This is a genomic window from Paracoccus alkenifer (genome assembly GCF_900108405.1).
Classification (GTDB): domain Bacteria; phylum Pseudomonadota; class Alphaproteobacteria; order Rhodobacterales; family Rhodobacteraceae; genus Paracoccus; species Paracoccus alkenifer.
The window spans coordinates 483,656-502,189 of sequence record NZ_FNXG01000001.1; the positions used below are offsets into that span (position 1 = coordinate 483,656).

14 protein-coding genes are annotated in these 18,534 nt (G+C 66.2%); 3 read left to right on the top strand and 11 right to left on the bottom strand.

The window, feature by feature from the left end; all coding sequences use genetic code 11:
- Positions 1-110: 110 nt before the first annotated feature.
- Positions 111-2,768: an alanine--tRNA ligase gene (alaS, locus tag BLW83_RS02320; RefSeq protein ID WP_090845141.1), complete on the bottom strand. Its 2,658-nt coding sequence runs from the start codon at positions 2,766-2,768 to the stop codon at positions 111-113.
- 125 nt (positions 2,769-2,893) lie between these two features.
- On the bottom strand, positions 2,894-3,964 hold the full coding sequence (gene recA, locus BLW83_RS02325) for a recombinase RecA (RefSeq protein WP_090845881.1): 1,071 nt from the start codon (positions 3,962-3,964) through the stop codon (positions 2,894-2,896).
- A 219-nt stretch (positions 3,965-4,183) separates the two neighbouring features.
- On the opposite strand from recA, the gene BLW83_RS02330 reads away from it, so the two are divergent.
- The 3 genes from BLW83_RS02330 to BLW83_RS02340 all read left to right on the top strand — a co-directional run bounded on the left by BLW83_RS02330 (position 4,184) and on the right by BLW83_RS02340 (position 9,188).
- On the top strand, positions 4,184-5,335 hold the full coding sequence (locus tag BLW83_RS02330) for an RsmB/NOP family class I SAM-dependent RNA methyltransferase (RefSeq protein ID WP_090845143.1): 1,152 nt from the start codon (positions 4,184-4,186) through the stop codon (positions 5,333-5,335).
- A gap of 55 nt (positions 5,336-5,390) precedes the next feature.
- Positions 5,391-7,466, top strand: coding sequence for a hybrid sensor histidine kinase/response regulator (locus BLW83_RS02335; RefSeq protein WP_090845145.1), 2,076 nt, complete (start codon positions 5,391-5,393; stop codon positions 7,464-7,466).
- Positions 7,467-7,613: 147 nt separating this feature from the next.
- Entirely contained in the window at positions 7,614-9,188 is a 1,575-nt protein-coding gene (locus tag BLW83_RS02340; protein WP_090845147.1) for a CHASE domain-containing protein, read from the top strand.
- 22 nt (positions 9,189-9,210) lie between these two features.
- Here the strand turns inward: BLW83_RS02340 and BLW83_RS02345 are convergent, their stop codons facing one another.
- The 9 genes from BLW83_RS02345 to BLW83_RS02385 form a co-directional block, all read right to left on the bottom strand.
- Positions 9,211-10,026, bottom strand: a complete 816-nt coding sequence (locus BLW83_RS02345; protein WP_177172461.1) for a lysozyme family protein — start codon at positions 10,024-10,026, stop codon at positions 9,211-9,213.
- 57 nt (positions 10,027-10,083) lie between these two features.
- Positions 10,084-11,295 (bottom strand): cysteine desulfurase, encoded by a 1,212-nt coding sequence (locus tag BLW83_RS02350; protein ID WP_090845149.1) that lies wholly within the window; start codon positions 11,293-11,295, stop codon positions 10,084-10,086.
- Positions 11,292-11,870 carry a Yip1 family protein gene (locus tag BLW83_RS02355; RefSeq protein WP_090845152.1) on the bottom strand — a complete coding sequence of 193 codons (579 nt, stop codon included), beginning with the start codon at positions 11,868-11,870 and terminating at the stop codon, positions 11,292-11,294. The genes BLW83_RS02350 and BLW83_RS02355 overlap by 4 nt, the downstream gene beginning before the upstream one ends.
- A gap of 10 nt (positions 11,871-11,880) precedes the next feature.
- Positions 11,881-12,369: a hypothetical protein gene (locus BLW83_RS02360; RefSeq protein ID WP_090845154.1), complete on the bottom strand. Its 489-nt coding sequence runs from the start codon at positions 12,367-12,369 to the stop codon at positions 11,881-11,883.
- A 3-nt stretch (positions 12,370-12,372) separates the two neighbouring features.
- Positions 12,373-13,707, bottom strand: coding sequence for a SufB/SufD family protein (locus tag BLW83_RS02365; RefSeq protein ID WP_090845156.1), 1,335 nt, complete (start codon positions 13,705-13,707; stop codon positions 12,373-12,375).
- Complete coding sequence (gene sufC, locus BLW83_RS02370; protein WP_090845158.1) at positions 13,700-14,461, bottom strand: Fe-S cluster assembly ATPase SufC; 762 nt, start codon at positions 14,459-14,461, stop codon at positions 13,700-13,702. The genes BLW83_RS02365 and sufC overlap by 8 nt, the downstream gene beginning before the upstream one ends.
- 158 nt (positions 14,462-14,619) lie before the next feature.
- Positions 14,620-16,146: a Fe-S cluster assembly protein SufB gene (gene sufB / locus BLW83_RS02375; protein ID WP_090845160.1), complete on the bottom strand. Its 1,527-nt coding sequence runs from the start codon at positions 16,144-16,146 to the stop codon at positions 14,620-14,622.
- Positions 16,147-16,148: 2 nt separating this feature from the next.
- Positions 16,149-17,195 carry a cysteine desulfurase family protein gene (locus BLW83_RS02380; protein ID WP_090845162.1) on the bottom strand — a complete coding sequence of 349 codons (1,047 nt, stop codon included), beginning with the start codon at positions 17,193-17,195 and terminating at the stop codon, positions 16,149-16,151.
- Positions 17,192-18,478, bottom strand: a complete 1,287-nt coding sequence (locus BLW83_RS02385) for a bifunctional phosphopantothenoylcysteine decarboxylase/phosphopantothenate synthase (RefSeq protein WP_090845164.1) — start codon at positions 18,476-18,478, stop codon at positions 17,192-17,194. Before BLW83_RS02385 ends, BLW83_RS02380 begins: the two co-directional genes overlap by 4 nt.
- Positions 18,479-18,534 lie beyond the last annotated feature (56 nt).

Consider the following 18,534-nt stretch of genomic DNA (forward strand, 5'->3'; position numbering starts at 1 on the left):
TCACCCTATTTTTGCAGGACATCGGCATCCCGTGAACATGAATTCACATCAAAAGCCGCCCATCCACGGCGGGACAGTCGGTGCCCCGACAAAAAGCGGGGGGCCGCGCCTCAGTTCGCGGCCGAGATGATTTTTTCGACGGCTTCGACTGCCGCATCCAGCGCGGCAAGCGAGGGCGCGCCACCCTGCGCCCGGTCCGGACGACCACCACCGCCCTTGCCGCCAAGCGCAGCTACCGCGGCCTGAACCAGTGTCACCGCAGTGATCCGCTGGGCCAGTTCCGGGGCCACCGACGCTGCGACCGTGGCCTTGCCGTTGTCCTCGGTCATCACCACCACGGCGCCATTCGTCAGCCCTGCGCGCATCTGGTCGGCGAGCGCGCCCAGTTCTTTGCCCGAAACCCCGTCGATGCGGCGTGCGATCAACTGGACGCCGTTGATTTCCTTGGGCGCAACCTCGGCGCCGCCTCCCATCGCCAGCTGCCGCCTGAGCTGGGCGATCTCGTTCTGCATGGATTTGCGGTCGTCACTCAGCGCCTTGACCCGGGCCACCACGTCGCCGGCCTGCGCCTTGAGAAGCCCGGCAATTTCAGACAGTTGCCGCTCTGCCGCGCGCAGATGCGCCAACGCCGGTTCGCCGGTCAGCGCCTCGACCCGCCGCACCCCTGCCGCCGAGGCGCTGTCGCCAAGCAAAACGAACGCGCCGATGTCGCCGGTTCGCTTGACATGTGTCCCGCCGCACAGTTCGATCGAATAGGTGTCCCGGTTCGTCCCCTTGCCCGAATCCGGATGGCGTCCCATCGAGACCACCCGCACCTCATCGCCATATTTTTCGCCAAACAACGCCTGCGCGCCCATTCCCCGGGCGTCGTCAGGGGTCATCACCCGGGTTTCGACAGGGGTATTCTGGCGGATGATCCCGTTGACCTCGGATTCCACCGCGGCGAGTTCCTCGGGGGTGACCGCCCGGCCATGGCTGAAATCAAAGCGCAGCCGGTCAGCGGCGTTCAGGCTGCCCTTCTGGACGACGTGATCGCCAAGCGCATTGCGCAACGCCTCATTCAGAAGATGGGTGGCCGAGTGATTCGCGCGAATCGCGCCGCGACGGTCGCTGTCCACGGCAAGCGCAGCGCCCTGACCGCGCTCAAGCCGCCCCATGGTCACTTCGGCAACGTGGATGAAAAGATCGCCGGATTTACGCGTATCGGTAACCCGCGCGGCGCCGGTTTCGGTCTTGATCAGCCCGGTATCGCCGACCTGCCCGCCGCTTTCCGCATAGAAGGGGGACTGATTCAGCACGATCTGCACCTTGTCGCCTTCGGCCGCCGAATCGGCCTCGGCCCCGTCGATCACCAGCGCCAGGATCGCGCCTTCGGCCTGTTCCGTATCATAGCCAAGGAATTCCGTGGCACCGTGGCGTTCCGCCAGGTCGAACCAGATCGCAGCGTCGCGCGTCTCACCCGAGCCGGTCCAGGCCGCCCTCGCCTTGGTCTTTTGCTCGGCCATGGCGGCGTCGAAACCCGCGACCTCGACCGCACGACCCTGTTCGCGCAGCGCGTCCTGCGTCAGATCGAGCGGAAAACCATAGGTGTCATAGAGTTTGAAGGCCGTCTCACCCGGAAGATCGGCACCTTCGGGCAGCCGCGCCAGCTCGTCCGAAAGCAGCCGCAGGCCGCGGTCGAGCGTCTGGCGGAAACGGGTTTCCTCGCCACGCAGCGTTTCTTCGATCAGCGGCTGGGCCTGCGTCAGTTCGGGATAGGCCGCGCCCATCTGGCGGACCAGCGCCGGAACCAGCCGGTGCATCAGCGGATCCTGCGCACCCAGCATATGCGCGTGGCGCATGGCGCGGCGCATGATGCGGCGCAGAACATACCCTCGCCCTTCGTTCGACGGCATTACCCCGTCCGCGATCAGAAAGCTGGTCGAGCGCAAATGATCGGCAATGACGCGGTGATGGACCTTACCGGGCCCATCGGGATCAGAACTCGTCGCATGGGCCGACGCCTCGATCAGCGAACGCATCAGATCCGTGTCGTAGTTGTCATGCTTACCCTGAAGCAACGCGCCGATCCGTTCCAGCCCCATGCCGGTGTCGATCGAGGGATTCGGCAGCGGCTTCATCGAGCCGTCCTCGAATTGCTCGAACTGCATGAAAACGAGGTTCCAGATCTCGATAAAGCGGTCGCCATCCTCGTCCGGGCTGCCGGGCGGTCCGCCCCAGACCCCCGGGCCGTGATCATAGAAGATCTCGGTGCAGGGACCGCAAGGACCGGTCGGACCCATCTGCCAGAAATTGTCGCTTGTGGCGATGCGGATGATCCGCTCATCCGGCAGGCCGGCGACTTTCTTCCAGATATTCGCGGCCTCGTCATCGGTGTGATAGACGGTGACCAGCAGCTTGTCCGCCTCGATCCCGAATTCGCGCGTCAGCAGCTCCCACGCATAGGGGATCGCCTGCTCTTTGAAATAGTCGCCGAAGCTGAAATTTCCCAGCATTTCAAAGAAGGTATGGTGGCGCGCGGTATAGCCGACATTATCCAGGTCATTGTGCTTGCCGCCCGCGCGCACACATTTCTGTGCAGTGGTGGCGCGGGTGTAGTCGCGGTGTTCCAGCCCGGTGAACAGGTTCTTGAACTGCACCATCCCCGAGTTGGCGAACATCAGGGTCGGGTCGTTGCGCGGCACCAGCGGCGAGCTGTCCACCTGCCGATGGCCGTTCCGGACAAAGAAATCGAGAAAGGTCGAGCGGATGTCGTTCAGGCTGGCCATGGAGAGTTCCTGCGGGAAATGCTGCCGTGCAGAGATAGCCGCGCCCGTCCCTTCTGTCCAGAATGACGGCCGTCGGCAGGACTGTTCCGTTTCCTGCCGACGGCGCCATGCGGGTCCAGGGTGGCTCAGTCTTCCGTCAGCGCGCCGTCCTCATCCGGCCCCGAGGCGAAATCCAGACCGTGGCTGGCCCGGATCCGATCCTCGATCGCATGGGCAACCTCGGGGCGGTCGCGCAGGAATTGTTTGGCATTTTCACGACCCTGACCGATGCGCTCATCTCCATAGGAATACCAGGCGCCCGATTTTTCCACGACCCCGGCCTTGACCCCGAGGTCGATCAATTCACCGACCTTCGAGATGCCTTCGCCATACATGATGTCGAATTCGACCTGCTTGAACGGCGGGGCGACCTTGTTCTTGACCACCTTGACGCGGGTGGCGTTGCCAACCACCTCGTCGCGATCCTTGACCGCACCGGTGCGCCGGATGTCGAGGCGGACAGACGCATAGAATTTCAACGCGTTGCCGCCGGTCGTGGTCTCGGGGTTGCCGAACATCACCCCGATCTTCATCCGGATCTGGTTGATGAAGATCACCATGCAGTTCGACCGGCCGATGCTGGCCGTCAGCTTGCGCATCGCCTGGCTCATCAGCCGGGCCTGGCTGCCCATCTGCATGTCGCCCATGTCGCCTTCGATTTCCGATTTCGGCGTCAGCGCCGCGACCGAATCGACCACCACCAGGCTGACCGCGCCCGAACGCACCAGCGTATCGACGATTTCCAGCGCCTGTTCGCCGGTGTCGGGCTGGGAAATCAGCAACTCGTCCAGATTCACGCCCAGCTTGCGGGCATATTGCGGGTCAAGCGCGTGCTCGGCGTCGACAAAGGCGCAGACGCCGCCCTTTTTCTGTTCTTCGGCTACAACATGCAGCGTCAGCGTCGTCTTGCCCGAGCTTTCCGGCCCGAAGATCTCGATGATGCGGCCCTTGGGCAGCCCGCCGATGCCCAGCGCGATGTCCAGCCCTAGCGAGCCGGTCGAGGTCGCCTCGATCTCGGCCACCGGGTTGTCGGCACCGAGCTTCATGATCGAGCCCTTGCCGAATTGCCGTTCGATCTGCGCCAGCGCGCTGTCCAGCGCCTTTTGCCGATCCGCACTGCGTTTGTCGTCCATTTTCAGAATGCTCGCCCCAGACATTTTTTTCACCTTATTGCGCAGCAAGGCCCGGCACAACGGCAGCCGGCAACGATTGCATGTTCTGTAAGTGTTCTATTCCTTTTTCTACTGCGACGCCAGCCTTTGCAACGGGCTTTCCGAATCTGCATAGTCGAGATTCGTTAACAAACCGTTGATCCGCTTGCGGCGGCGGGCTTGCGGCGTCATCCTGCGCCTCATGTCCGCAAACCCTCGGAAACCATGACACCTTCCGCGCGCGCAGCCGCAGCCATCCAGATTCTCGACGCCATCAACGCGGGCGCGCCGGCCGAGGCTCAACTGACCCGCTGGGCCCGCGCCAGCCGCTTTGCCGGCTCGGGGGATCGGGCTGCGGTGCGCGATCTTGTCTATCAAACCCTGCGCCGCCGACGCAGCCACGCGGCATTGGGCGGCGGCGACAGCGGCCGCGCGCTGATTCTGGGCGCCTTGCGCGAGGCCGGAACCGACCCCGCAACGATCCTTGACGGAAGCCGGCACGGTCCCGCGCCGCTGACGGCACAGGAACTCAAGGCCGGCCGTCCCCCGTCCGGGGCAGAGGCCAGCGATCTTCCAGACTGGATTTCTCTGCGGCTGCAACAGGATCTGGGCCCCGACTTCGACGCCGTCGCGTCGGCCCTGCGCGGCCGGGCGCCGGTCTGGCTGCGCACCAACCTTGCCCGCGCGACGACCGCGGACGCACAATCGATCCTTGCCGCGGACGGAGTTCAGGCAATCCCGGATTCTCGTTGCGATACAGCTCTTTGCGTGACCTCTGGCGAGCGGCGCCTGCAAGCCTCTGCCGCTTGGCGCGACGGGCTGGTCGAGTTGCAGGACCTCTCTGCGCAGATGGCGTGCGCGGCGTTGGAAATCGCGCCGGGGGACCGGGCGCTCGATCTCTGCGCCGGCGGAGGGGGCAAGGCGCTGGCGCTGGCCGCCCGCGGCGCGCGGGTCACCGCATGGGACATTGCGCCGGCGCGGATGCGCGACCTGCCCCGCCGGGCGGAACGAGCGGGTGCGGCAATCGAGCAAGCCGGGGCTTTGGGGCCAAAAGGCCTTTACGATCTGGTGGTTGCGGATGTTCCCTGCTCTGGCTCGGGAACCTGGAGGCGCACGGCTGATGCGAAATGGCGCCTGACCCCAGAGGCATTGGCCGCGCTCGAACGCACCCAGGCCGAGATTCTTGCGCAAGCCGCCAACCATGTCCGCCCTGGCGGAACGCTGGCCTATATGACCTGCTCGTTGCTGCGGTCGGAAAATGAAGCCCAGGTTTGCGGCTTTCTGACCGCTCATCCCGATTTTCGTTTGAAAACCAGCCTTTCCATGACACCGTTAACCGCGAGCGACGGTTTTTTCCTTGCGGCGCTCGTCCGTTAATCCCCGCTTAACTTCCGATGGGCTATGCTGGCCCCGAATCGATGACGAGGCAGGGATGAAGGATAACGCACTGCTGCTGTCGCGCGGCCTTGCGGCCGTGCCGGTCCTGATGCTGCCGATGGCATTGGGCGCGCTGTGGCTGGCCCTGCAACCTAATGCAGTTTCGGCCCGGGCGCTGGTGATTGGCGGCGGGGTGGCCGTGGCCTGGTATCTGCTGGCCGGGCTGATGGTGGCGCAGCAGGTTGTGCAGCATATCCGCATCAGGCGGCAACTGCGGAGGGTCCGGCCCGTCATCGCCGAGCAGGCCGGTTGCGCCTGGATCGTCGATGCGCAGGGCGCCATTCGCGCACAATCCCCGCAGGCCGAGCAGTTTCTGGACATGGCCGGGCGCGATGCGGCCGCGCTTTTATCCCGCCATCGCGCCAGCCCGGCCACCGCCGCGCAGGCGCTGTTGCGGCGCATCGGCGACGGCCGCCCCTGCAATCTGCCATTACAAGACGGCGCCCGGCTGATCGCCCAGCGGATACCGGGAACCACCTTGCAGCTATGGCGGATCGAGATGCCCGCCCCTGCCCCGGAACCGCCCGCACCCGCCGTCTCGATCCCGGAAACGGGTCACGGTTATCGAGACCTGCCGATCGCGATTCTGGAATTCGAACCCAGCGGCCGCATGATCGAGGCCAACCCTGCGGCCGAGGCGTTGCTGGGCCCGGTCCGGCCGGGCAGCCATCTGGGCAATCTCGTCGATGGCCTGGGCCGACCGCTCGAGGACTGGATCGCCGAGGTTCACGAAGGCCGCGACAATGGCCGCGCCGAGGTGCTCCAGACGCGGGGCGAAGTCGAGCGCGATCTTCAGATAAGCCTGGTCTCGACCGCAGATGCGCAGCGGATGGTCGCCGTGCTGACCGATGTCAGCGCGCTGAAATCCCTGGAAGCGCAGTTCACACAAAGCCAGAAGATGCAGGCGATCGGCCAGCTAGCCGGTGGAATAGCGCATGATTTCAATAACCTGCTTACTGCCATCAGCGGGCATTGCGACCTGTTGATGGTGCAGCGGGACAATGCCGACCCCGACTATGCCGACCTGCACCAGATCTCTGAGAACGCGAACCGGGCGGCGGCCCTGGTCAGGCAGTTGCTGGCCTTTTCGCGCAAGCAGACGCTGACGCCGGAAATCATCGACCTGCGCGATTCGCTGTCGGATCTCAGCCATCTGCTCAACCGCCTTGTCGGCGAAAAGACGGTGGTGACGGTCACGCATGACCCAGAGCTGCGCCCGATTCGGGCCGATGCAAGGCAGCTTGAGCAGGTCTTGATGAACCTCGTGGTCAACGGGCGCGACGCCATGGCAGACGGGGGCGAGATCACCATCAGCACCGAAAACGTGCATCTCGAGTCGGGGCTGACCCTCAACCGGGTCAATATCCCCAAAGGAGAATACGTCCGCATCACAGTGTCCGACCAAGGCTCTGGCATTTCTCCTGAAATTCTCGACAAGATCTTCGACCCGTTCTTTACCACCAAAAAGCAGGGCGAAGGCACGGGGCTGGGGCTTTCGACCGCCTACGGCATCGTCAAGCAGACCGGCGGCTATATCTTCTGCCGCAGCATTCTGGGCGAAGGCACGAAATTCACCCTTTATTTCCCCGCCCAGAACCCTCGCCAGACAGCAGTCGCTGCCCCGGGGCCGCCACCCTTGGCCGACGAACTGCCCGGTGAGGATCGGCGAACCATTCTTCTGGTCGAGGATGAGGCCCCCGTCCGCGCCTTTGCCAGCCGCGCCCTGCGGCTGCACGGCTATGAGGTGATCGAGGCAGAAAGCGGCGAGCGTGCGCTGGAGATACTGGACGATGCGGCGCTTGCCGTGGATCTGTTCGTGACGGATGTCGTGATGCCGGGAATGGACGGGCCAAGCTGGGTCCGCGAGGCCCTGCGCAAACGCGAGCATACGCCGGTGATCTTCATGTCGGGCTATATGGAAACGGATCTCGGCTCTGGCAGCCGCGCGATCCCGAACGCCATCTTTGTTGCAAAGCCGTTTTCGCTTTCGGAGCTGGCGGCAAGCGTCGGCGGTCACCTGACCGCACACCCGCCACGCACGGAGCAGGCGGTTCCTGGCCCGGTCGTATAGGCCGGCTGCCGTCGCAACCGCAGGGATGATGGCCGGTCAGTTTGCTGGACACTGCGGGATCCACAGCTTAGGAACCTCATTCCCGGCACGGTAGAGTTCTACGCGCTGCCGTTACCCACGCTGTGCAACTCTGGCTCCCGGCCCAACATGACATCTGCCCGCAAGACCGCGCTGATGCTCGTGGCCGTGGTGTTCACCCTAGCTCTTGGCATCGGAATGACGACTGCCACGATCCGGCTGGAAAACCGCGCGACCGCAATGCGGTTCGAGAGACTGGCTGATTCCGTCGCCAATCGCATCCACCAGCGCATGATCCAGCATATCGCCCTGCTGCGGGCCACCCGCAGCCATTTCGACGCCAGTGAACGGCCGGTGTCCGAGGTCGAATTCCAGCGCTTTGTCGACGGGCTTGCCCTGCAACGCGACTATCGCGGCATCCAGGGGCTGGGCTACGCGAAATTATCCCCGGCCTCCGAAACCGCCGGCGCCGCGCAATCCCGGGACCGGACCGGCTTGATCGCGCTGCTCGAGCCGATGAACGCGCGCAACAGCGTCGCGATCGGCTATGATATTTTTTCCGATTCGACCCGCAGACGGGCGATCATGGCGGCCCTTGCCACCGATGAACCACAGGCATCAGCTCCGGTCGAGCTGGTGCAGGAAATCACCCCCGAAAAACAGGCCGGTTTCCTGATCTATATCCCGACCCGCGAGGGGCCTTCGCGGCATCATCCAGACGGCCATGGCGGGGTCGTCTATGCGGCGTTTCGTGGCGGCGACCTGCATCACGCAGCGCTGGAAACCTATCCCGACCCGCCGGTCATGTTGCGCACCATCGACAAACGGGCCCCCGACCGGCCGCTGTTCGACAACCGGACGGCCCGGATTCCCGCGTGGCTTGCCCGCTACAGCGTCCAGCGCGAATTCGAGGTCGCCGGACGAAGCTGGCAAGTGACCCTGACCCCAAAGCCGGGGTTTCTGGACTCAGACGATCGCCGCGCCAGCCTGATGGTCGGGGCGCTGTCGTCCCTGCTGGTGCTTGCGGTGATCGCGGCGATGCTGACGCTTTTCCGCGCGCTGGCCGCGACCGAACGCAGCGCCCGCCAATCCGCACAACAGGCGCAGGAACGCGCCCTGCTGCTGCGCGAGATGCAGCATCGCATCAAGAACCATCTGGCCCGGATCCAGGCGATTTGCCGGCAGACAGCGCGAGCCTCGGGCGATCTGGCAAGCTTTGAAAAGATGTTCGGCGCACGGCTGTCGGCTATGGCCAAGGCGCAGGATGCGGTGACGCGCGGGCGCCGGGATTCAGCGGATCTGCACGGGCTGCTCTGCGCCGAGATCGGAGAGCTGGTCCAGGGTGGCGCCGGCAACGGGTCGCTGAGCGGGCCCGAGGTGCGGCTTGACGGGCGCGAGGCACAGGCGATCGGGCTGATCGTCTATGAGCTGGCAACCAACAAGATGAAACACGGCACGGAAACCGGCAGCCCGACCATCCGCTGGCACATTGAAGCACGCGGCAGGCAGCGCTGGCTGGCGCTGGACTGGTTCGAGAGCGGGGCCAAGCCCTGCCCCGATCAGGCCGGGACCGGCGCGGCGGGGGGGTTCGGATCGCAGCTGATCGAGGCGCTGGTCCAGGGCGATCTGGAGGGTCGTTTCACCCGCAGGTTCGACGCCGCCGGCATGCGGATCTCTATCGAATTTCCGCTGTCGCTGCATTGACCGAACCGCGCTGCCGGCCGCATCAAAGCTCGTCCGGGATCTCGGGCGGAACCTCGGGCTGTTCGTCACTGCGGCTGCGGGGACCGAACAACGCCCCGCGGCTGCCGCCCAGCAGAGAGCCACGCCCCTGCGCCACCACAGCCAGCGATGCCGGCGTCCCCGTCGGCTGCGATCCCAGCGGCGCGCCCAGCAGGGTCAGCCGCTCGCGCGCGCGGGCGATCTTTTCGGGCGCGACCGGCGCGGCGATGGCAAAGCTGTTATAGGTTTCGGGCGCATCGAACAGCCCTTCGAACCCGCGGGCGCGAAGCCCGGCACGCAGTTGGTCGAACCGCGCCAGATAGCGCGTCGCATGGACCGGAGTGCGCGAATGGAACGCACCGGCCGCCAGCCGCCAGTCGCCCAGCTCGGCCTGCAACTCGCGCAGGAAGCGCGCGGCGTAACGCGCGTTTTCCAACGGGTCGAACATCGCTATCAGCGACGGAAAATTGGCGCCATGCCAGCGATAGTTCAGCTGGAAACAGCCGATGTCGAGGTTCAGCCGCCCGGCCTCGACCCGATCCTCGGCAAAGGCCAGTGCTTCGGCCGGGTCGTCGAACCAGCTGCCCGCGCCTTCGGAATTCACGCTCCACGCCCAGGGGCGGACGATGCCGCCGCGGCGGCGGCCGGTTTCGGTCAGGGTCAGCGCGCCCATGATGTCGGGGGGCACCCCGGTTTCGGCCGCCGCGGTCAGCGCCGCCCATTCGCAGATCGCCGCCGGCTGGTCGCCGGGGCCGGCCGACGCCAATGCCGGGCCGGCCAGCGTCGCGCAGAGCGCCCAAAGCAATACGACCAGCCGCATGGTTCCCCCGTCAATACAACGGAACACTAGCAGCCGCAGCCTAAGATTCGGTTAAGCTCAGCCGAAAAGCTCGTGGCAAAAGCTCAGCCCGTCGACCAGCGCATCGACCTCGGACCTTGTGTTATACATCGCAAAGCTCGCCCGCGCCGAGGCCGCCAGCCCGTAATGCTGCATCAAGGGCATGGCGCAATGCGTCCCCGCCCGCACCGCGACGCCGCGCTGGTCAAGGATCGTGGCGATGTCATGGGCGTGCGCCCCCCGCATTGTCATCGAGAAAATCGCGCCTTTGTCCGGAGCATTTCCCTGAATATCCAGCCAGTTGAGCGCAGACAGCCGTTCGTTGGCATAATCGCGCAGCCCGGCCTCATGCGCGGCGATGTTGTCCATGCCCAGCGCCATCAGATAGTCCAGCGCCACGCCCAGCCCGATCTGGTTGACGATGCCGGGGGTGCCGGCCTCGAACCGCAGGGGCGGGTCGGCATAGCTGACCGCATCGCGCGAAACCTCGCGGATCATGTCGCCGCCACCAAGAAAGGGGCGCATCTCGGCCTGACGCTCGGACCGGACCCAGATCGCGCCGGACCCCGAGGGACCGTAAAGCTTGTGCCCTGTGATCACATAGAAATCGCAGCCCAGCGCCTGCACGTCGACCGGCATATGCACCGCCGCCTGGCTGCCGTCGACCAGCACCGGCACGTCGGTGCCGCGCGCGATGGCGCCGACGTCGACCACGGTGCCGGTCACGTTGGACATATGGGTGATCGCGATCAGCCGCGTGCGCGGACCCACCGCCGCCAGCACCTTGTCGGCGGGCAGGCTGCCGTCGGGTTCCGGCTCGACCCAGCGCAGCACCACGCCCTGACGTTCGCGCAGGAAATGCCACGGCACGATATTGGCGTGATGTTCCAGCACCGACAGCAGGATTTCATCGCCCGGTTGCAGCCGCGGCGCCGCCCAGGCATAGCTGACCAGGTTCAGCCCCTCGGTCGCGCCGCTGGTGAACACCACCTCGTTTTCGTCGCGCGCGCCCAGAAAGCGGGCGATGATGCCGCGCACAGCCTCATACCGGTCGGTGGCGAGGTTGGACAGATAGTGCAACCCCCTGTGAACATTGGCGTATTCCCCCGCATAGACGCGCGAGATCGCGTCGATCACCACCTGCGGCTTTTGCGCGCTGGCGCCGCTGTCCAGATAGACCAGCGGCCGTCCGTTCACCTGCGTGGACAGGATCGGGAAATCCGCGCGGACCTTGTCGATGTCGAAGCTCATGCCGGACCTCCGGGAAGAACGCCGAGGGTGGCGGCAAGGACCGACAGCAGGAAACTGGCCAGCATCACCGTGCCCAGAATCCCCACCACCACCAGCAGCGGGTTGCGAAAACCATGAACGGCCATGGTCAGGCCGACCATCAGATAGGCGGCCAGCAGCAGCGAGCCGATGCCGACCAGCGCCCCCAGCGGCGGCAGGATCAGCGTGGCCAGCAGCTGCACGACCTGACAGGCGACCATGATCGCCTCGATCCAGCCGACCGCAAGCAGCGCGTCGGGAAAGCGCCCCTTGCCGCCAAAGACGCGCCCGACCTCGGCCAGCAGGAACGCGCCCAGCGCGGCCGAGCCGACCTGCACCCCCGCCATCGACATGGGCGAGATCGCCAGCAACGACAAGATCCCGCCGTCGTCGCCGGCAGTGGACAGCAGCACCGCCCCCAGCCACGACACGATGGCCGAGCCCGCGGCCGTGGCAAACACCAGCGCCCAGCGATCGGCCAGCGACCAGCCGCGGCCGGCCAGCACCGGCCACCCGGTGATCGGGTTGCGGATCGTCAGCCTTATCAACTCGATCATGCCGCCTGCCTTATGTCGCCCGCAAAGGGGCAGAAAGTTCCCGCAGCCCGGCGATCCAGAACACCGTAAAGGCCCCGCCGGCCAGGATGCTGACCGTGGTCACCGCCGGACCCGGCCCGACAAATCCCTGCACCAGCCCTTGCAGCAACATCGCCGGAGCCGCCGCCGCAAGGGCCCAGATCAGCGCCAGCCGGGAATGCCGCCCCTCGATCGCGATACCGAACAGCGATGCAAGAACCTGCACGACCCATGCCACCGTCATCACCACCAGCGGCATCAAGAACATCGTGGCCAGCAGCGCGCCGCCCAGCCGCGCTTGCAGCGGCACCGAAGGGTCCAGCGCCGCCGCCCGCGCATGCGCCGGCCATTGCGCGACGAAATACAGCGTCATCGTCCCGATCAGCAGCGCCAGCAGCGCCGGTTCGGACATCAGGGCCACCCCCCGCACCGTGCGGCCGGGCGCGCGCCACGTCAGCAGGATGCGGGGGATCAGCCCCATGGGTCAGCCCTTGGCCCGGGCGGTCAGCCACTCTTCCAGCCGGTCGGCAATCTCGGCGCGCAGCGCCTCGTCCTCGACCTCTTCCAGCGCGTCGGCAAGGAAGCTCAGCACCAGCAGCACCACCGCGCGTTCCCGCGGCACCCCGCGCGAGCGCAGGTAGAACAGCGCCGTTTCATCCAGCGCGCCGGTGGTCGAGCCGTGGCTGCATTTCACGTCGTCGGCGTAGATTTCCAGCTCGGGCTTGGCAAGGAACTGGCTGTTTTCGTCCAGCAGCAGCGCCTGGCTGATCTGGTAGCCGTCGGTTTTCTGCGCACCGGGGCGGACAAGGATCTTGCCCTGAAAGACGCCGGTCGCGCCGTTCTTGAGCACCTTCTTGAACACCTGCCGGCTTTCGCCGCGCAGCCCGGTGTGGGTGATGAACACGGTGTCATCCTGATGGACGGAGGTGCCGTCGCCCAGCATCGCGCAGGCGACATGGGCCACCGCATCGTCGCCCAGCAGCTCGATCACCGATTCCGTGCGCAGATGCCGCCCGTCCACCGACAGCGCAAAGGACTTGAGCGAGGCGCCCTCGGCCACCCGGCCGAACAGGTGGATGTTGGACACCCGCGGCACGCCGGCGCGATGGGCCGCGACGTGATGCAGCTGCGCGCCGGGGGCCAGATCGGCCTCGATCACGATATTGCCGCGCGCGCCCACCAGCCCGTTTTCCAGCAGGGTCAGGTCGGCGCCAGCCTCAAGCCGCAGCACATGGTGGATGGTCACATCCGCGGCCGGGTCGGAACGGCGATAAAGGATCTGCACCGGCCGTGCCGCCCGCCCCGTGACGCGGATCACCGCGCCGTCGGTGGCGATGGCGGTGTTCAGCGCCGCAAAGGGCCGCGCGGCCGGCGATTGCCCCTGTTTTTCCAGCGCACCGTAGGCGTCGCCGACCCAGTGGTCGGGCTGGGCGTCGGCCTGCGACAGGGGCGCGATCTCGACCCCCGCCAGCGACAGCTCGTCCGAGGCGGCGGCGTCGAAACGCCCGTCCACGAACACCAGCCGCAGCTTGTCCACCCCGGCAAACAGCGTCGGATCACCCGAGGCCGCATCCAGTGCGATCGGATCGGGCGCCTGGGTGTTGAAGGGGGCGGGGTCGGTATAGCGCCAGTATTCATCCCGCGGGCCGGGCAGGCCCTGCGCACTCAGCCGGTCCAGCGCATCGGTGCGGGCGGCATCGGTGGCGCGGGCGTGCGGAGGCGGGGTGGCGGCCAGCCGCGCCTGCAACTGCTGGGCGGCGGGACTGAGGCGCGGCGCGCCCTCGACGGCGGGGGTCTGGATGGTCGCGGCCTCAGGCATCTGCGACCTCGGCCAGAATATCGGCGTAACCGTTCTGCTCGACCTCAAGCGCAAGCTCTGGCCCGCCGGATTTCACGATGCGCCCGTCGTTCATGATATGCACCACGTCGGGCACGATATGATCCAGCAGCCGCTGATAATGTGTGATCACAAGAAAGCTGCGATCCGGCGCCCGCAGCGCGTTCACCCCCTGCGCGACCAGCCGCATCGCATCGACGTCAAGGCCGGAATCGGTCTCGTCCAGGATGCACATCCGCGGCTCAAGCATCGCCATTTGCAGGATTTCATTGCGCTTTTTCTCGCCCCCCGAGAAGCCGACATTGACCGGACGCTTGAGCATCTCGGCGTCGATGTCCAGCGCCTTGGCGCGTTCGCGCACCAGCTTCAGGAACTCGCCGGCCGACAATTCGTCCTCGCCCCGGGCCTTGCGCTGCGCGTTCACGGCGGTGCGCAGAAAGGTCATGTTGCCGACGCCCGGGATCTCGACCGGATACTGGAACGCCAGGAACAACCCGGCGGCGGCGCGCTCTTCGGGTTCCATTTCAAGCAGGTCGTGGCCTTCGAGCGTCGCCTGACCTTCGGTCACCTCATAGCCGTCGCGGCCCGACAGCACATAGGACAGCGTCGATTTCCCCGAGCCGTTCGGCCCCATGATCGCGTGGACCTGCCCGGCCGGGACGGTCAGCGTCACGCCCTTGAGGATCTGCTTGTCCTCATCCTCGAGCGCGACATGAAGGTTGTTGATTTGCAGCATCGTCTTTCCTTTTCCTCGGCGCCGGTCCGGGTCCGGCAAGGGGGCGGCCCCCTGAAATTACCAGTCACGCGGCGGCGGTCCGCGTGGATTTCATCGGCGTGTTCGCATCGCGCCGGCCGAACCGCCAGCCCCGCAACAGGGGCAGGCGGCGGCATGAGTTACCCGACGCTGCCCTCAAGGCTGATCGCGACCAGGGCCTGCGCCTCCATCGCGAACTCCATCGGCAGGGCCTGCAACACGTCGCGGCAGAACCCGTTGACGACCAGCGCCACGGCCTCTTCCTCGTCCATGCCGCGGGCGCGGCAGTAGAACAGCTGATCCTCGTCCACCTTGCTGGTGGTGGCCTCGTGTTCCACACGCGACGAGCTGTTCTTGACCTCGATATAGGGCACGGTATGCGCCCCGCAGCGGTCGCCGATCAGCAGGCTGTCGCATTGCGTATAGTTGCGGCTATCGGTCGCACGCGGATGCATCGAGACCAGCCCGCGATAGGTGTTCTGCGCCTGCCCCGCGGAAATTCCTTTGGAAACAATGCGCGAGCGGGTGTTCTTGCCAAGATGGATCATCTTGGTGCCGGTGTCGGCCTGCTGCATGTTGTTGGTGATGGCGATGGAATAGAATTCGCCCTGGCTTTCTTCGCCCCGCAGGATGCAGGACGGGTATTTCCAGGTGATCGCGCTGCCGGTTTCGACCTGCGTCCACATCACCTTGGCCCGCGGCTCGCGGCAGTCGGCGCGCTTGGTGACAAAGTTGTAGATGCCGCCGCGGCCTTCCTCGTCGCCGGGGAACCAGTTCTGGACGGTGGAATATTTCACCTCGGCATCTTCGAGGATCACGATTTCCACCACCGCCGCGTGCAGCTGGGCGGTGTCGCGCTTGGGGGCGGTGCAACCCTCAAGATAGCTGACATAGCTGCCCTTGTCGGCGATGATCAGCGTGCGCTCGAACTGGCCGGTGTTTTCGGCGTTGATGCGGAAATAGGTCGACAGCTCCATCGGGCAGCGCACGCCCGGCGGCACATAGACGAACGAGCCGTCCGAAAACACCGCCGAGTTCAACGTGGCGTAATAGTTGTCCGACTGCGGCACCACGGAACCGAGGTATTTCTTGACCAGCTCGGGGTGTTTGCGGATCGCCTCGGAAATCGGGCAAAAGATCACGCCCGCCTTGGCAAGCTCATCCTGAAAGGTGGTGCCGACGCTGACGGAATCGAACACCGCGTCGACCGCCACCCGGCGCACGTCGGCAGGGGCGGCGTCCGCGCCCTCGACCCCGGCCAGGATTTCCTGCTCGCGCAGCGGAATCCCCAGTTTTTCATAGGTGGCCAGCAGCTTGGGGTCGACCTCGTCCAGCGATTTCGGCCGCACCGCCATGCTTTTCGGGCGGGCGTAGTAATACTGGTCCTGAAAGTCGATCTCGGGATAGTTGAGCATCGCCCAGCTGGGCTCGGTCATGGTCTGCCAGCGACGAAACGCCGCCAGCCGCCACTCGGTCATCCACTCGGGTTCCTCGTTCTTCTGGCTGATCAGCCGAACGATGTCCTCGTTAAGCCCCTTGGGGGCGTATTCCATCTCGATCTCGGTGTCCCACCCGTATTTGTAGGAACCCATGCTCGCGACGGTTTCGACCGTCTCGCGGTCAACGCCTTCGCGGACTTCGATCTCGGGCGCGTCCTGAACGGTCATATCTACCTTCCCTGCTTGCCTTGCCAGCGGGCGCGGGCGGATAGCCACGCGTCGGCAAAGCGGTCCAAATCCTCGCGCGTCGTCGTTCCCCCGAACGAGACGCGCAACGCGCAGCCGGCATCCTGTCCGGCCACGCCCATCGCGCGCAAAACCCCGCTTTCCCGGACCTTGCCGGAAGAACAGGCAGACCCGGCGGAAACGGCAAAGCCGGCCAAGTCCATCTGCATCACCTGCGTCTCGCCCTTCCATCCCGGAGTCAGGATCGACAGCGTCTGCGGCAGGCGCGGGGAATCGCGCCCCGGAAACATAGTAATTCCCTCGGCAATTTCCAGCCTGTCCATCAGATGATCGCGCATTTCGGCCAGACGCTCGACCATTCCCCCGGCCAGGTCACGCTGGGCGGCAGCAGCGGCGGCGGCAAACCCGGCAATGGCGGCCAGATTTTCGGTGCCGGCGCGGCGACCGCTTTCCTGCCCGCCGCCGCGCAAAAGCGCCTCGCGGTCCTCACCGGCGGCCAGCACCAGCGCGCCGATGCCGCGCGGGCCGCCCAGCTTGTGGGCGCTGACCATGCCGGCGCGGATTCCCAGCCAGTCAAAGGCAAAGGGGATCTTGCCGAACCCCTGCGTCAGGTCGCTGATCGCCAATCCCGGCGGCAGGGTCTGGATCACCCCGGTTTCGCTGTTGGCCAGTTGCAGGGTGGCGCTTGCGGGGTCGGGCGGGGCGACCTGGCCGTCGCGGCCGGCCTGCAACGTTTCGTCGCACCAGACGCGCACGCAGTCATGCTCGATCCCGGCGCAGGCCAGCCCGCGCCCCGCAAGCGCCAGCGCCGCCGCCTCGGTCGCGCCCGAGGTGAACACGATGTCGGACTGCGCCGCGCCCAGCGCCTCGGCCAGCTGCTCGCGCGCGCGTTCCAGCAGCATTTTCGCCGCCCGCCCCTCGGCATGGACGCTCGAAGGGTTACCGATGACGTCCAGCGCATCGGCCATCGCGGCCCGCGCCTCGGGGCGCAGCGGCGCGGTGGCGTTCCAGTCCAGATAGATCCGGCTCATCCGGCGATCTCGGCCAGCCGCGCGGCGATGCGTTCGGCCAGGCGGCGCCCGACCTCGGCCTTGGGCAGCCGGGGCCAATGCTCGACGTTGTTTTCGCTCACCAGAATCGCGGTGTTGTCGGCGCCGCCCATCACGCCCGAGTCGGGGCTGACGTCGTTCGCCACGATCCAGTCGCAGCCCTTGCGCTGGCGCTTGGCGACCGCATTGGCAACGACGTCGTCGGTTTCAGCGGCAAACCCGACCACCAGCAAGGGCCGCCGTTCCGCGCGGCTGACCCAGGCAAGAATGTCAGGGTTTTCAGTCATTTCCAATGTCGGAGGCCGGTCGCTGCCGTCCTTTTTCATCTTCTGCCCGGCGGCGTTGACCACCCTCCAATCCGCCACCGCCGCCGCCATCACCGCGGCATCGGCAGGCAGGGCCGCCTCGACCGCTGCGCGCATCTCGGCGGCGGTCTCGACCCGGATCACCTGCACGCCGGCGGGTGGGGGCACCACCGCCGGGCCGGTCACGAAACTGACCCGCGCCCCCAGATCGCGCAGCGCCGCCGCGATCGCCGCCCCCTGCGCGCCCGACGAGCGGTTCGCGATATAGCGCACCGGGTCGATCGGCTCATGCGTCGGCCCCGAGGTCACGACGACGTGGCGCCCCAGCAACGGCCCCGAGGGCGCAGCGATGGCCGCAGGCGCTGTATCGGGGGCAAGCTGCAACTGGTCGCTGGTCAGGCGCAAGGGCGGCTCGGCACGGGCAGAAAGCGCGTCCCGGATCGCCTCGAAAATCTCGTGGGGTTCGGCCATGCGCCCCTCGCCCCATTCGCCACAGGCCATGTCGCCCTCGCCCGGGCCGACAAAGCTGATCCCATCGTCTTGCAGGATCTGCCGGTTCCGACGGGTCGCGGGATGGCCCCACATGCGCACATTCATCGCCGGCGCGATCAGCACCGGCTTGTCGGTGGCCAGCAGCAACGTCGAGGCCAGATCCCCGGCCAGCCCCGATGCCATCTTGGCCATCATATCCGCCGTGGCCGGCGCCACCACCACCAGATCGGCCGAACGCGACAGCTGGATATGGCCCATCTCGGCCTCGCGGGTCAGATCCCACAGTTCCGTGTGGCAGGCTTCGCCCGCTAATGACGACAAGGTCAACGGGGTCACGAATTGCGCGCCGCCCTCGGTCAGGACCGAGGCTACGCCAACCCCGGCCTTGCGCAAAAGCCGCACCAGCTCGGGCAGCTTGAAGGCGGCAATCCCCCCCCCAACGATCAGCAGAACGCGCTTTCCCTGCATTGCCGTCATCCCCTGTTTCTCCGGCCGCCGCGACCAGTCCTAGAAGAGTGGCGCGC

Bases quoted from the DNA above. Each gene is read 5' to 3' on its own strand.
- alaS (WP_090845141.1), bottom strand. From the start codon at position 2,768: ATGGCCAGCCTGAACGACATCCGCTCGACCTTTCTCGATTTCTTTGTC.
- recA (WP_090845881.1), bottom strand. From the start codon at position 3,964: ATGTCTGGGGCGAGCATTCTGAAAATGGACGACAAACGCAGTGCGGAT.
- BLW83_RS02330 (WP_090845143.1), top strand. From the start codon at position 4,184: ATGACACCTTCCGCGCGCGCAGCCGCAGCCATCCAGATTCTCGACGCC.
- BLW83_RS02335 (WP_090845145.1), top strand. From the start codon at position 5,391: ATGAAGGATAACGCACTGCTGCTGTCGCGCGGCCTTGCGGCCGTGCCG.
- BLW83_RS02340 (WP_090845147.1), top strand. From the start codon at position 7,614: ATGACATCTGCCCGCAAGACCGCGCTGATGCTCGTGGCCGTGGTGTTC.
- BLW83_RS02345 (WP_177172461.1), bottom strand. From the start codon at position 10,026: ATGCGGCTGGTCGTATTGCTTTGGGCGCTCTGCGCGACGCTGGCCGGC.
- BLW83_RS02350 (WP_090845149.1), bottom strand. From the start codon at position 11,295: ATGAGCTTCGACATCGACAAGGTCCGCGCGGATTTCCCGATCCTGTCC.
- BLW83_RS02355 (WP_090845152.1), bottom strand. From the start codon at position 11,870: ATGATCGAGTTGATAAGGCTGACGATCCGCAACCCGATCACCGGGTGG.
- BLW83_RS02360 (WP_090845154.1), bottom strand. From the start codon at position 12,369: ATGGGGCTGATCCCCCGCATCCTGCTGACGTGGCGCGCGCCCGGCCGC.
- BLW83_RS02365 (WP_090845156.1), bottom strand. From the start codon at position 13,707: ATGCCTGAGGCCGCGACCATCCAGACCCCCGCCGTCGAGGGCGCGCCG.
- sufC (WP_090845158.1), bottom strand. From the start codon at position 14,461: ATGCTGCAAATCAACAACCTTCATGTCGCGCTCGAGGATGAGGACAAG.
- sufB (WP_090845160.1), bottom strand. From the start codon at position 16,146: ATGACCGTTCAGGACGCGCCCGAGATCGAAGTCCGCGAAGGCGTTGAC.
- BLW83_RS02380 (WP_090845162.1), bottom strand. From the start codon at position 17,195: ATGAGCCGGATCTATCTGGACTGGAACGCCACCGCGCCGCTGCGCCCC.
- BLW83_RS02385 (WP_090845164.1), bottom strand. From the start codon at position 18,478: ATGCAGGGAAAGCGCGTTCTGCTGATCGTTGGGGGGGGGATTGCCGCC.